The 12,796-nt window shown below is 64.0% G+C and carries 16 protein-coding genes and 1 riboswitch; of the genes, 12 read left to right on the top strand and 4 right to left on the bottom strand.

Features of this window, described 5'->3' with window-relative positions:
• The first annotated feature begins 71 nt into the window (after positions 1–71).
• The gene (locus ACYG97_RS12200; protein WP_023733795.1) at positions 72–1,271 is read left to right on the top strand and encodes an MFS transporter; all 1,200 of its coding nucleotides are present in this window, start codon (positions 72–74) and stop codon (positions 1,269–1,271) included.
• Between the two features lie 7 nt (positions 1,272–1,278).
• On the opposite strand, the gene ACYG97_RS12195 is transcribed toward ACYG97_RS12200, so the two are convergent.
• Positions 1,279–2,454 (bottom strand): aromatic ring-hydroxylating oxygenase subunit alpha, encoded by a 1,176-nt coding sequence (locus tag ACYG97_RS12195; protein ID WP_023733794.1) that lies wholly within the window; start codon positions 2,452–2,454, stop codon positions 1,279–1,281.
• A gap of 136 nt (positions 2,455–2,590) precedes the next feature.
• On the opposite strand from ACYG97_RS12195, the gene ACYG97_RS12190 reads away from it, so the two are divergent.
• From ACYG97_RS12190 to ACYG97_RS12165, 6 genes are all read left to right on the top strand, one after another.
• Positions 2,591–3,283: a gamma-glutamylcyclotransferase gene (locus ACYG97_RS12190; protein ID WP_031203234.1), complete on the top strand. Its 693-nt coding sequence runs from the start codon at positions 2,591–2,593 to the stop codon at positions 3,281–3,283.
• Positions 3,284–3,350: 67 nt separating this feature from the next.
• Positions 3,351–3,546: riboswitch (cobalamin riboswitch) on the top strand.
• A gap of 36 nt (positions 3,547–3,582) precedes the next feature.
• Positions 3,583–3,762, top strand: coding sequence for a CbtB domain-containing protein (locus tag ACYG97_RS12185; protein ID WP_023670784.1), 180 nt, complete (start codon positions 3,583–3,585; stop codon positions 3,760–3,762).
• Between the two features lie 15 nt (positions 3,763–3,777).
• The gene (locus ACYG97_RS12180; RefSeq protein ID WP_023733793.1) at positions 3,778–4,587 is read left to right on the top strand and encodes a CbtA family protein; all 810 of its coding nucleotides are present in this window, start codon (positions 3,778–3,780) and stop codon (positions 4,585–4,587) included.
• A complete protein-coding gene (gene cobU / locus ACYG97_RS12175; protein WP_023690284.1) occupies positions 4,580–5,092 on the top strand; it encodes a bifunctional adenosylcobinamide kinase/adenosylcobinamide-phosphate guanylyltransferase in 513 nt (170 codons plus the stop codon). The genes ACYG97_RS12180 and cobU overlap by 8 nt, the downstream gene beginning before the upstream one ends.
• Complete coding sequence (cobO, locus tag ACYG97_RS12170) at positions 5,092–5,706, top strand: cob(I)yrinic acid a,c-diamide adenosyltransferase (protein WP_023733792.1); 615 nt, start codon at positions 5,092–5,094, stop codon at positions 5,704–5,706. The genes cobU and cobO overlap by 1 nt, the downstream gene beginning before the upstream one ends.
• A 24-nt stretch (positions 5,707–5,730) precedes the next feature.
• A complete protein-coding gene (locus ACYG97_RS12165) occupies positions 5,731–6,045 on the top strand; it encodes a hypothetical protein (protein ID WP_023670780.1) in 315 nt (104 codons plus the stop codon).
• Positions 6,046–6,059: 14 nt separating this feature from the next.
• Here the strand turns inward: ACYG97_RS12165 and cbiB are convergent, their stop codons facing one another.
• Positions 6,060–7,049: an adenosylcobinamide-phosphate synthase CbiB gene (gene cbiB, locus ACYG97_RS12160; protein WP_023733791.1), complete on the bottom strand. Its 990-nt coding sequence runs from the start codon at positions 7,047–7,049 to the stop codon at positions 6,060–6,062.
• On the opposite strand from cbiB, the gene cobD reads away from it, so the two are divergent.
• Together cobD and ACYG97_RS12150 are read left to right on the top strand one after the other, a co-directional pair.
• On the top strand, positions 7,048–8,103 hold the full coding sequence (gene cobD, locus ACYG97_RS12155; protein WP_023733790.1) for a threonine-phosphate decarboxylase CobD: 1,056 nt from the start codon (positions 7,048–7,050) through the stop codon (positions 8,101–8,103). The two genes, cbiB and cobD, sit on opposite strands and share 2 nt — an antisense overlap.
• Positions 8,100–8,609 carry a tyrosine phosphatase family protein gene (locus ACYG97_RS12150; protein ID WP_023690280.1) on the top strand — a complete coding sequence of 170 codons (510 nt, stop codon included), beginning with the start codon at positions 8,100–8,102 and terminating at the stop codon, positions 8,607–8,609. The genes cobD and ACYG97_RS12150 overlap by 4 nt, the downstream gene beginning before the upstream one ends.
• Before the next feature lie 9 nt (positions 8,610–8,618).
• On the opposite strand, the gene ACYG97_RS12145 is transcribed toward ACYG97_RS12150, so the two are convergent.
• Positions 8,619–9,422 (bottom strand): creatininase family protein, encoded by an 804-nt coding sequence (locus ACYG97_RS12145; RefSeq protein ID WP_023670776.1) that lies wholly within the window; start codon positions 9,420–9,422, stop codon positions 8,619–8,621.
• Positions 9,423–9,475: 53 nt separating this feature from the next.
• A complete protein-coding gene (locus ACYG97_RS12140) occupies positions 9,476–9,859 on the bottom strand; it encodes a RidA family protein (protein ID WP_023670775.1) in 384 nt (127 codons plus the stop codon).
• Between the two features lie 255 nt (positions 9,860–10,114).
• On the opposite strand from ACYG97_RS12140, the gene ACYG97_RS12135 reads away from it, so the two are divergent.
• The 3 genes from ACYG97_RS12135 to ACYG97_RS12125 are packed head-to-tail and all read left to right on the top strand — an operon-like array spanning position 10,115 to position 12,784.
• Positions 10,115–11,119, top strand: a complete 1,005-nt coding sequence (locus ACYG97_RS12135) for an ABC transporter substrate-binding protein (RefSeq protein ID WP_023733789.1) — start codon at positions 10,115–10,117, stop codon at positions 11,117–11,119.
• Positions 11,120–11,121: 2 nt separating this feature from the next.
• Complete coding sequence (locus ACYG97_RS12130) at positions 11,122–11,946, top strand: ABC transporter ATP-binding protein (RefSeq protein WP_023733788.1); 825 nt, start codon at positions 11,122–11,124, stop codon at positions 11,944–11,946.
• Positions 11,933–12,784: an ABC transporter permease gene (locus ACYG97_RS12125; RefSeq protein WP_023690276.1), complete on the top strand. Its 852-nt coding sequence runs from the start codon at positions 11,933–11,935 to the stop codon at positions 12,782–12,784. The genes ACYG97_RS12130 and ACYG97_RS12125 overlap by 14 nt, the downstream gene beginning before the upstream one ends.
• Positions 12,785–12,796 lie beyond the last annotated feature (12 nt).

The following is a 12,796-nucleotide window of genomic DNA, read 5'->3' as shown; positions in this document are numbered from 1 at the left end:
GGTCGGTTTCCTGTTACCGGCGGAGGAAGCGCCAGCGCAGATTTGGGCTGCGAGTCTGATTTGGGGATCAAATGTCCACCCATGTGCGCCATCCGATCTGGCTGCCAGCCCTGCGTCCGGCGGATGCGCGCACCTTTGCCTCGCTCTATGCGGTCGAATCCTTCGCCCGTGCCACGGTGTCGAGCGTCATCCCGATCCAGGCTTATGAGATTCTGCACAACGAGCAGATCGTCTCGATCCTCTACACCATCGTGGCGCTGCTCGGCCTGTCGGTGACCTTGTTCATGCCGATGCTGATCCGCAGGTTTGACCGGCGCTGGGTCTATACCGCCGGCGCCTGCCTGCTGGCGATGGGCTCGCTGTTCTTCGTCACCCACACGCTTGCCGGGCAACTGGCAGGCATGCTGTGCCGCGTGATGGGGGCGAGCGCCCTGTCGATCACGCTCAACCTCTACATCATGGACCACATCCGCAAGACCGATTTCATGCAGGCCGAATCGCTGCGCATGGCGTGGTCGATGCTGGCCTGGACCGGCGGGCCGACACTCGGCATCTTCCTCTACACACGGTACGGCATCTATGCCGCGCATGGCGCGGTCGCGGTGTTTGCGTTGGCCTTGCTGGCGCTGTTCTGGACCTACAGGCTGGGCGACAACCGGTCGATCCGGCCGGGCAAGACACGGCCGGCCAATCCGCTGGCCAATATCGGCCGCTTCGTAGCACAACCCAGGCTCAGGCTGGCCTGGCTGATCGCCTTCGGCCGCTCCTGCTTCTGGACGACGTTCTTCGTCTACGGGCCGCTGTTCATGGTGATTACCGGCGAGGGCAAGCTTGCCGGCGGCCTGCTGGTTTCGGCCGGCAATGCGCTGTTGTTCATGGCGATCTTCTGGGGCAAAGCGGGAAAACGCTTCGGCGGCCGGCGCACCATGACCTTCGCCTATTTCGCGATGTCGGCGACGCTGCTTGCGGCGGGCGCGGTCGGCACTACCGCGCCGCTGCTTACGGGCTTTTTCCTGCTCTGCGGCGCCTTCTTCACCATCGCGCTCGATGCACTGGGCTCGACCGCCTTCATGCGCTCGGTGCGGTCCTATGAGCGGGCGCAGATGGCCGCGGTCTACCGCACCTATCTCGACTTTTCCGAGCTGACGCCGCCGCTGGTCTATTCGGTGGTGCTGGCGTTTTTCGGCCTCGGCTCGGTGTTCGTGACGCTGGGCATTCTGGCCGCGGTTTGCGGCTTTATCTCCTGGCGCTATCTGCCGAAGTCGCTTTAGTCGCCGATCAGGCGGTTGCCTCAAGCGCTGCATGCCGCTCGCGCACCCAGTTGTGGAAGCGGTGCAGATCGTACTCCTCCGGCATTAGCACGCCGGCCTGGTGGCGCATCGAGCGCAGGCCTTTCTGATTGATCTCGCAGATCGCGGCATCCTCCTCCAGCACCTGGGTGCCGAAGGCGACGACATTGTCGATGTCCGTCTCAGCCAGCGCCTCGGGCGCGAACAGCCACTCGGCGGTGAGTTCGGTCTGTTCGGGACCGAGCGGCATCAGTCGCACCGTCCTGACATAATCGACATGGCCAACGATGAACATCGAGGGCAGGCTGGTGGCATAGGTCTGTCCGGCCGCACGCTCGGCCGGCGTCAGGCCCGGGAAGACCGGGCCATGGGCATGTCCGTCGCGCGACCAGGTCTCGGCGCCGGCGCGCAGGCCACCCGAAAACTCCGGTGCGTCATTGTCGGCATGGCGGACCCAGTCGGGGTCGTCGTGCCGGCTCATCAGGCCGCGGCCGTATATCGGCACCAGCCGAGACAGGTCCTTGTGGACGCCTGGGCAATGCAGGCACTCGTTGAAGTTCTCCCAGAAGATCTTCCAGTTGCAGTTCATCACCTTGCGCAGGACATGGCCTGATACCAGAGTTTCCAGCGGCCAGTTGGCGAGGTCGCCGGATGCGGGATCGAAGGAGGTCCCGGCGGAGCCGGCCGCAGCCTGCTGAAGGTTCACAAAGACAAAGCCGCGCCATACCGACAGCGCCACCCGGTAGAGCGGATGATCTGCCTTGTCGAAACCATCTGGCAGCGATTTCGAGGGAACGCGCACGAGATCGCCGCGCAGCGAGTAGGACCAGGCATGGTAGGGGCAAGTGATGAGCCGCGCTTTCAGCCGGCCCTCGCTTTCCTGGCAAAGCTGCGAGCCGCGATGCCGGCAGGTGTTGTGGAAGGCGCGCAACTCGCCGGTGTCGTCGCGGAGCACGACGATTTCCTGTGTGCCAACGCGGAATGTCCTGAATGCCAAAGGCTGGGCAAGATCGGCCTCGCGGCAGACGAGCAGCCAGCTTTTGTACCAGATGGCGTCGAGATCGCGCTGGTAAGCCTCGCTATCCCAATAGGCCGATGACGGTAGCGTCGGTTCGGCCCGGCTCAGGCCGTTATAGGGGTCGCGCTCGCTCGGGTTGGGATGCATGGCTGGCTTCCTATGAAGCGTCAGCCGACACCCCGGCAGATAGTTTGTCAATCAGAGTGCCGCATTGCCGGTTGCAGGCGCGGCGCATAATCATGTCGTGGACATGGGACATTCGGAAATTGGGGGGATTCGGAAATTGGCCGCACGACAGATGTCGCTTACGCCGGAGCTGGTCGCGCGCTGCTGGCGCGAGATCAGGGACCCCGGGCCGGATCCGGACGCGATGCATCTCGATGACGCCGACTATGACGCGCTGCTGGATGAATTGCAGGTCGAACTCCCGGATAGCGAACCGCTATGGCTGTTCGGCTATGGATCGCTGATCTGGAAACCGGAAATAGATTATGTCGAGGACCGCGTTGCGCTGGCGCGCGGCTGGCATCGGTCCTTTTGCATGAACATGACGCGCTGGCGCGGCACCAAGGACAGCCCCGGCCTGATGATGGCGCTGGACCGTGGCGGACAATGCAAGGGCGTCGCCTTCCGGCTGACCGAAAGTAACCGGCGCGGGCAGTTGGGCCGGCTTTTCCGGCGCGAAGTCACGCTGAAGCCGACAAGCTACCGGCCGCGCATGCTGAAGCTTGCAAGCGAGGCCGGACCGCTCAGGGCATTGGCCTTCGTCATCAACCGCAACGGCCTGACCTATTCAGGGCCGCTCGACGAGGGCAAGGTCGTCGAAAGGCTGGCAACGTCCTGCGGGCACTGGGGGTCGGGCGCCGACTATCTCTACAACACGGTGAAAAACCTTGAAGAGCGCGGCATTCACGATCGCCATCTGTGGCGGCTGCAGCGGCTGGTTGCCGAGCGGATCACCGCGTTGAACCCGTAACGCCGCATGGCGCATTCGCGCTGTTGGCCGGCGGAATTTGGTTTGCCGGATGCGGCCGTTTCAGCCTATAGTCATGCATGTCGTCGGTTCCGTTAGGGACCAAGAGGGAATGCGGTGAGGGCTGACTTGTTGCCCAATGCCGTGGCTGCCCCCGCAACTGTGTGCGGTAGTCCTCTCCAAGCCACTGAGGATTTTTTCCTCGGGAAGGTGGGGAAGGGCGCTGATCCGCGAGCCAGGAGACCTGCCGGCGACAGGGAACTGACTTCGATGCCCTCGGGTGGAGGGCGAAAGGACAAGATATGAATACCGCTTCCGTCTCCCTCGGCGCTTCCGTCTCCTCGCAGTCGCGCTTCATGCAGCTCGTGCTTAGCGCGTTTCTGGGCATTTTCGTCGTCGGCGTTGTCGGTTTCTCGCATATCGATGCGGTCCACAATGCGGCGCACGACTATCGCCATTCGATGGCGTTTCCCTGCCACTGACGAGGATCTGACATCATGAACCTGTTTCGCAACGTCGTGTTCATCGCGGCGATCGCAGGGCTCGTGGCGGGTGTCGCTCTCGCCTGCATGCAGGCCCACGCCACCGTGCCGCTGATCCTCAAGGCCGAGGTCTACCAAAAGGCTGGTGGCGGCCATGAGCATGAGCATGCCGCGGCGCCCGCCGCCAACGCTGCGGACACCAATGCCATGAGCACCGCCGCGCCGGCGGAAAATGCCGTGAGCAGCGCAGCACCCGCACCGGCTGAAGCTGCCGCGCCAGCGGAGGACGAAGGCTGGGCGCCGGCCGACGGCTTCGAGCGATTCGCCTTCAGCGTGCTGGCCAATATCGTCACCGGTATCGGTTTCGCGCTGGTCCTGGTGGCGGTCTCCGAATTCGCCGGCGGCATCGGCAACTGGCGCCAGGGGGTGTTCTGGGGTCTGGCCGGCTTTGCCGTATTCACGCTGGCTCCGGGCCTCGGCCTGCCGCCGGAACTGCCGGCAATGCCGGCGGCCGATCTCATGCAGCGCCAGATCTGGTGGGTGGCGACGGTTGTGGCGACTGCCATTGGCCTTGCCTTGATCGCCTTCCGCACCTCGGCGCCGCTGACCGTCCTTGCCGTCGTTCTGATCGTCGCCCCGCATATTGTCGGCGCGCCGCAGCCCGACAGTTTCGAGACGCCGATCCCCGAAGGCCTGCATCACCAGTTCGTGGTGGCGGTGACGGTGACCAATCTGGTGTTCTGGTTGGTGCTCGGCGCCGTCATTGGCGTGGTGCGCGAACGCTTCACCGGCTCGGCGACCAGCCTGCGCGACAGCTTTGCCTGATCGCAGTTTGACCTTTATCATCGGCGGTGCGCGCTCCGGCAAGAGCGCGCATGCCGAAACCCTGGCGACGGCGTTGCCGCCGCCATGGGCCTATATAGCCACCGCCGAAGCCTATGACGATGAGATGCGCGAGCGCATCGCGCTGCATCGCTCGCGGCGCGGCGAAGGCTGGGCGACCATCGACGCGCCGCTCGATCTTGTCGGAGCGCTCGAAGCCTTGCCCGACAACCAGCCGGTGCTCGTCGATTGCCTGACGCTGTGGCTGACCAATCATATGCTTTCCGACCATGATCTCGAGGCGGAATGCCGGCGGCTAGCCGACATGCTGTCGCGGCCGCGCGGGCCCTGGCTCGTTGTCTCGAACGAAGTCGGGCAAGGCATCGTGCCCGACAATGCGCTCGCACGCCGGTTTCGTGATGCCGCCGGCCGTCTCAACCAGCAGGTCGCGGCGGTTGCCGATACGGTGCTACTGATGGTGGCGGGGCTGCCGCTCAAGGTGAAATGATGACCGATATCGACGCAAAAGACGAAGAACGCCACCGCGCCAAGATGGCCAAACGCAAGGCGGTGCAGGACGCCGAGGTCGCGGAAAAGACGGTCGAGAAGGGGCTGCTGATCGTCAACACCGGACCCGGCAAGGGCAAGACCACGGCCGCCTTCGGGCTGGCGCTGCGCATGCTCGGCTATGGCAAGCGCGTCGGCGTCGTCCAGTTCATCAAGGGCAAATGGCACACCGGCGAAAAGGACGCCTTCGCGGCGTTCGGCGACCGTGTCGTCTGGCACACGATGGGCGAGGGTTTCACCTGGGAGACGCAGGATCTGAAGCGCGACATTGCGGCGGCCGAAGCCGCCTGGGCCAAGGCGCTGGAGCTGATCGCCGACCCCTCTGTCAGCCTTGTCGTGCTGGACGAACTGAACATCGCGCTGCGTTACGACTATCTCGATCTCGACAGAGTGGTGGCGGCGCTGAAGGCGCGGCGCGAAGGCCTGCATGTCGTCGTCACCGGCCGCAATGCCAAGCCGGCGCTGGTCGAGGCGGCCGACCTCGTCACCGAGATGGGCGTGACCAAACACCATTTTTCCGCAGGCGTTAAGGCGCAGCAGGGAATCGAGTTTTGAGGGTCTAACTTCGGGAGATGACCGTTGGAACAAGCGGTAATTGTCTATCTTCTTCTGAGCGGCGGTCAGTTCGGGGCGCCGGAAGAGCGGCAATCGGTCCAAGTTCTGGAGGATCGGTTGGAACAAGCTGTTTCGAATGCGCATGTCGGCGAATTTGATGGCGACGAGTTTGGCGAGGGCAAATGCACCCTCTATCTGTACGGGCCAGACGCCGAGAAGCTTTTCCTTGTGATTGAGCCTGTGCTGAAATCCTCGGCAGTGGCCGCCGGCGGTTACGCGATCAAAAGATTTGGCGCGGCGGTGGATTCAAACGCCAAGGAAGTCCGTGTCTCTTGGTGAGTCAGGCGGCGCATCTACTGCGAGATCAAAACATCCAGGTAGATGACGACCGCGGAGAGCAATCCAAACAGCGCGATCAGCAGATAGTCTGCTATCTGGTAAAGTTTCAGCGCCCGCCGGATGTCGGTGCTGTCGGCCTCGCGGCGGCCGCCTTCGCCCATATAGGCGTCCTCGACGACAACGCCGCCATAGCTGCGCGGGCCGGCGAGCGCCAGGCCGAGTGCGCCGGCCATTGCTGCTTCCGGCCAACCGGCATTGGGTGAGCGGTGCTTTTTGGCGTCGCGCCGCACTGCTTGCCAGGCGTTGCGGGGATCGGCGCCGTCAACGAGAAAGGCGGCGGCAACGATCAGCAACGCGGTCAGCCGGGACGCCGGCAGGTTGATCCAGTCGTCGAAGAGTGCCGCCGCGCGGCCGAAGGCCTCGTGGTGCGGGGTGCGGTGGCCGATCATCGAATCGGCGGTGTTGGCGGCCTTGTAGGCGACGCCGCCGGCCAGACCGCAGACACCTGTCCAGAAGGCGGGCGCAACGATGCCGTCGGAGAAATTCTCGGCCAGGCTTTCGATGGCGGCGCGGCTGACGCCGGCATGGTCGAGCTTCTCGGGATCGCGGCCGACGATGCGCGCAACCGCGATGCGGCCGAGCGCCAGCCCGCCGGTATCCAGCGAATCGGCCACCGCCTCGACATGTTCGGTAAGGCTCTTTTGCGACAGCAGCGACGAGGCCAGGATTGCCGTGATGATCATGCCGGCAGGAAAGAGCTGCCAGAGCAGGATTTGCACGATGAAGGCGATTGCCGCCGGCACCAGCACGATCACCAGCAGCGCCTGCACGCCGCGGCGGCGACGCAGCGCGTCGGAATCAGTGTCGCGGTTGAGCCTGTGGTCGAGAAAGGCTATCAGCCTGCCGAACCAGGTGACGGGATGGCCGACGGCACGGAACAGCCAGTCCGGGTAACCCAGGATGCGTTCGATGGCCAGCGACAGGAAAGCGATCAGGATCGACATGAAGCTTTCTGATGGAGCGATTACTGTGGTGGATCACGGTGGATCCCTTGGCCGGGCGAGGGCGCTCTTCCCTCACGCGCCACAACCTTTCGTCGATCTCTCGACAGGTATCAATCCGCACTCCTACCCGCTTTTCGAGCTGCCCGCCACCGCCCTGTCACGATTGCCGGAGGCCGCGCGCCTGCGTGAGCTGGCCAGGGTCGCGGCCGGCGCCTATGGCGCGCCTTCGGCCGAGAATGTGGCGGTCGCCCCGGGCACGCAGATCCTGCTGCCGCGCGTCGCCTCGCTGGTCAGCCCCGGCAAGGCGCTGGTGCTCGGGCCGACCTATGCCGAGCATGCCAGGGCCGCCGCGATTGCCGGCCATGCGGTGGCGGAAGTCGACGATTTCGAGGCGCTTGCCGGAGCCGAAATTGCGATCGTCGTCAATCCCAACAATCCCGACGGGCGAGTCGTGTCGCGGGAAAGGCTGCTTCGGCTTGCCGAGACATTGCGCGCCATAGGCGGTCTGCTGGTCGTCGACGAAGCCTTCATGGATGTCGGCCCGCACGCGGAAAGCCTGGCCGGCGATGTCGGGTGGGGCGGCATCGTCGTGCTGCGCTCGTTTGGCAAGTTCTTCGGTCTCGCCGGCCTGCGGCTCGGCTTCGCACTTTCCGATGCGGTGACGGTCGAAAGGCTTGAAACGCAATTCGGCCCTTGGGCGGTCGCCGGCCCAGCGCTCGAATACGGCATCCGCGCGCTTGCCGACAGCGGCTGGCAGGCCGACATGCGGCGGCGGCTGGCGCAGGATGCGGCGCGGCTCGATGCGCTGCTTTCGCGCTTTGGCGTTGCTGTCGCCGGCGGCACGACGCTGTTTCGCTATCTCCGGCTTGCCGATGCACCGGGGCTGTTTTCGACGCTCGGTGAGCGCGGCATATTGCTCAGGCATTTTTCCGAGCGTCCCCAGGTGCTCCGCGCGGGGCTGCCTGGAAGTCAGGAGGAATGGCAGCGGCTCGAATCGGCGCTTGCCGACTGGCACGCACGGCGCGACGATGGGTCGAAGGAGATCGCGCCATGATCCATATCTGTTCGCTGGCAAAGCTTGAGGAGACGGTGGCCAAAAGCGGCGCCGAGCGCGTGCTGTCGCTGCTCGCTGCCGGCACCGAGGTGACGCGGCCGGCCTCAATCGCGAGGGAAAACCACCTGCATCTGGTCATGCACGACATCGCGGTGGCGCAGGACGGCATGACCATGCCCGGCGAAGGCCATGTGCGCAATCTGCTCGATTTCGCCCGGAAATGGGACCGCGCCAAACCCATGGTCGTCCATTGCTATGCCGGCATCAGCCGCTCGACCGCCTCGGCCTATATCATTGCGGCGGCGCTCGCCCCGAAGCGCGACGAAGTCGAACTTGCGCAGACATTGCGGAAGCTTTCGCCCTCGGCGACACCCAATCCACGGTTGATCGCCGTCGCGGATGCTCTGCTCTCACGACAAGGCCGCATGATCGAAGCGATCGAGGCGATCGGACGCGGCGCCGATGCTTTTGAGGGTACGCCTTTCGTGTTGAAGATCGACGGCTAAGGCGGCCCGCTATGCCAGCCAGTCGGCAAGCTTCGCCTTGCGCACATCCTTCAACAGGGTGATGAAGCCGTCGGCCTGATGCTCCGCCGTCAGTCGGCCTTTCTCGGCCGTGGCAATGCTGGCATCGCCGACCACGCCGTTGGGGTTGAGATCCCCAGCGATCCAGGCGAAAGCGTGCGTTCCGGTGTGGCGCAGCAGCGCAAATTCGGTTTCGGCGCGGGCGACCTTGGAGGCGAAATTGTCGGCCTTGGCCATGTCGACTAACTCCGGGCGAAAATGCAGCATCAACGAGGTCTCGACGTCGCCGCCATGGATGCCATGGCGGTCTTCCAGCTCGGTGTACATGCCGGCGGGGCGGCCGAAGCGCTGCCAGCTGGTCTTCACCGCCAGCATCCTCTCACGCACGCGCAGCTCGCGCGTGACGATGCCCATGATCTCTTCATTGCCGCCATGCGAGTTGACGACGATCAGTTTCCTTACGCCTGCGCGGGCAACGGACAGGCCAAGCTCGGTCCAGGCATCGACCAGGGTGGCCGCCGGCAGGGTGAGCGTGCCCGGCGCCTGCAGATGCTCGTTCGACTTGCCGACCGTTTGGACCGGCAGGATGCGGATGTCGAGATCGCCGGGCAGGCGGGCGATGACCGTCTCCAGCATGCCGTTCATGATCGAGGTATCGGTTGATACAGGCAGATGGGGGCCGTGCTGCTCGATCGCCGCCACCGGCAGCACGGCAATCGTCGCCTCCGGATCGATCGCGGCGTATTCGGTGGTCCGGTAGTCGCCCCACCAAACGCGTCTGTTTGCAACGGTCATGTCATGCCTCTTGACTGTGAGGGAGACCTAGCGCGCCAAACGTCGTCTGTCGATCACCCAGCCGCAATCGCCTCGACCTCGACCTTGAACTCCGGCCGCGCAAAGCCTGACACGATCATCAGCGTCGAGGCGGGCGCGGGGCTGGCAAACAAGCGGTCGCGGACGTCCATATAGGGCCGCAGAAAGGCGCGGTCGGTGACGTAGGCGTTTATGCGCACGATGTCGCCTAGCCCCAGCCCGGCTTCAGCCAGAATCGCCGCTATGTTTTGAAAGCAGAGCTCGGCCTGCGCGCCGGCATCCTCGGGGATCTGGTCGTCCGCCGTGATGGCGACCTGACCGGAGCACAGAACCAGCCGCTTGCCTGGCGGCACCTCGACGCCGTGGCTGTAGCGGGCGAAAGGCGGCTTGATCGACTTCGGCGCGAGGTATCTGAACATGGCAATCTCCTGTCTGCGAGAGCAGCCTAAGACGTGACCGATAGTACGTTCAAGATGTGGTGCATGGCACAAGGGCGATTGTGGACAGGCGTCCAAAAAATAGGCACGATGCCTCCCGCACAGCATGACCCGTCCGGTGTTGGCAGTGACTGCCGCGCAAGCAGGCGGCCCGGGCGGTGGCATGTGTCTTGCTTCTTGGATCAATGGTGTCGAGCCCGGCGCGTGACGCTCCGGAGCCAACAAAGGGTGGTGTCGATGTACGGAAAACAGAAGATTTCAGCGCTTGCGGTCGCGCTGCTTGGAGCCGGCACGTTCGGCGCGGCAGCAAACGAGAAGGTCACCTTCGGCACCAACTGGCTGGCCGAGCCCGAGCATGGCGGCTACTACCAGGCCGTCGCCGACGGCACCTACGCTGCATGTGGCCTCGACGTGACGATTTCGCAGGGAGGTCCGCAGGTCAGCGGGCGGCCGCTGCTGCTGGCCGGCAAGCTCGATTTCTACATGGGCGGCAATCTGCTGTCGGCTTTCGACGCCGTCCAGCAGGGCATCCCGATGCGCGTCGTCGCCGCCGATTTCCAGAAGGACCCTCAAGTCATCATGTCCCACCCGGGGCAGGGGCTGGACAAGTGGGAGGATTTGAAGAACGCCGACCAGTACATTCTCGGCGACGAGGGCGTCCAGACCTTCTTCCAGTGGATGGTCATCGAACTCGGTTTCGATGCCGCCAAGCGCGTGCCCTACACCTACAACACCGCTCCATTCCTGGCCAACAAGAAGTCGATCCAGCAGGGTTACGTCACCTCGGAACCTTTTGCGGTCAAGAAGGAAGGCGGCTTCGTGCCCAACCAGTTCCTGCTCGCCGACTATGGCTGGGACACCTATTCGACGACGATCGAGGTGATGCAGGACACGATCGACAAGCGGCCGGAGGTGGTCCAGTGCTTCGTCGATGGCTCGGCCAAGGGCTGGTACAACTACCTCTACGGCGACAACAAGGCCGCCAACGAGATGATCAAGAAAGACAATCCCGACATGAGCGACGAGCAGATTGCCTTCTCGATCGAGCAGATGAAGAAGTTCGGCCTGGCCGATTCCGGCGACACCGAAAAGCTCGGCATCGGCGCCATGAACGAAGACCGGATCAAGAGCTTTTATGACAAGATGGTCAAGGCCAAGGTCACGCCCGAGGGCATCGATATCGAGAAGGCCTATACGCTGGCCTTCATCAACAAAGGTGTCGGAATCGAGCTGAAGAAGTAATCGTGAAGCTGGAAAAGATGGCGCAGGCGCCCATGACGGCATCGGGTGAAGGCCCGATGCTGCTGACGCTGCGCCATGTCGGCAAGGTGTTTTCCAATGGCGTGACTGCATTGAGCGACGTCGATCTCGCCATCCGCGAGGGCGATTTTGTCAGCCTGCTCGGTCCGTCCGGCTGCGGCAAGTCGACGGCGTTGAGGCTGATCGCGGGCCTGTCGACGCCGACATCCGGTCAACTCGACTGGGGCGGTTCGATCGACCGCGCCAATATCGGCTTCGTCTTCCAGGAACCGACGCTGCTGCCTTGGGCCGATGTCTTCGACAATGTCTGGCTGCCGCTCAGGCTGAAAGGCGTGTCGCGTGCCAAGGCGGCGCCGGTGGTGACGGAGATGCTGGAGCGGGTGCACCTGACCGGTTTCGAAAACGCCGTGCCGCGCGAGCTTTCCGGCGGCATGAAGATGCGCGTCTCGATCGCACGCGCCATGGTGACGAAGCCGCGCATTCTGTTGATGGACGAGCCGTTCGCGGCACTCGACGAGATCACCCGCTTCAAGCTCAACAACGACCTTCTGGAGCTGTGGCAGGACGAGCGCTTCACCGTCGTCTTCGTCACCCACAGCGTCTTCGAAAGCGTGTTCCTGTCAAACCGCGTCGTCGTCATGGCGGCGCGGCCGGGCCGCGTCCATGCCGAGCTTGCCATCCACGCCTCCTATCCGCGAGACGAGGTTTTCCGCACTTCGCCCGACTATGCCGCGCTCTGCCGCCAGGCCTCGGACATCCTGGTCAACGCCATCAACACATCAGCCGGACCGCACCATGACGGCCATTGACCAGAATGCCGCAACGCTCGACGCGGAAGAGGCGGGCCGCGTACGCCAGGAGCGGCTGGAGCGGATCGGCCGGTGGGTCTTGCCTTTGGCGATCATGATCCTGGCGATCTGGCTGTGGGACCGCATCTGCGTGTGGAACGCGATCCCGCAATATATTCTGCCGCGCCCGGGCGTGGTGCTGTGGACGCTCTATAGCGATGCCGGGCTCCTGTTCTCCGCGCTGCTGGTCACGTTGCGCATAACCTTTCTCAGCCTGCTGCTCGCGGTCGTCGGCGGCGTCGGACTGGCGGTGCTGTTTGCGCAATCGAAATGGGTGGAGATGTCGTTCTTTCCCTTCGCCATCGTGCTGCAGGTAACGCCGATCGTGGCGGTCTTCCCGCTCATCAACATCTATGTGGACAACCAGACGGTGAAGCTTTTGCTTTGCGCCTGGATCGTCGCGTTCTTCCCGATCCTGTCCAACACCACGCTCGGCCTCAATTCGGTCGACCGCAATCTGCGCGACATGTTCAAGCTCAACGGCGCGACGCGCTGGCAGCAATTGCGCTATCTCAGACTGCCGGCGGCCATGCCGTATTTTCTAGGAGGCTTGAAGATCGCCGGCGGTCTGTCGCTGATCGGCGCCGTGGTGGCCGAGTTCGTCGCCGGCGCGCAGGGGCAGTCGTCGGGGCTGGCGTCGCGCATCATCGAGGCCGGCTACCGCCTCAACGCGCCAAGGCTTTTCGCGGCGCTGATCCTGATCTCGCTCACCGGCATATTGATCTTCCTGGTGCTGTCGCTCGTGTCGCATCTCATCCTGCGCCGCTGGCACGAGAGCGCGCTGAAGCATGAGCGGTAGGGGGTTGGGTGA

This window comes from Mesorhizobium sp. W067 (assembly GCF_054719525.1).
The sequence above is the reverse complement of the archived record's forward strand: the minus strand, read 5'-3'. Positions and strand labels throughout refer to the sequence as shown.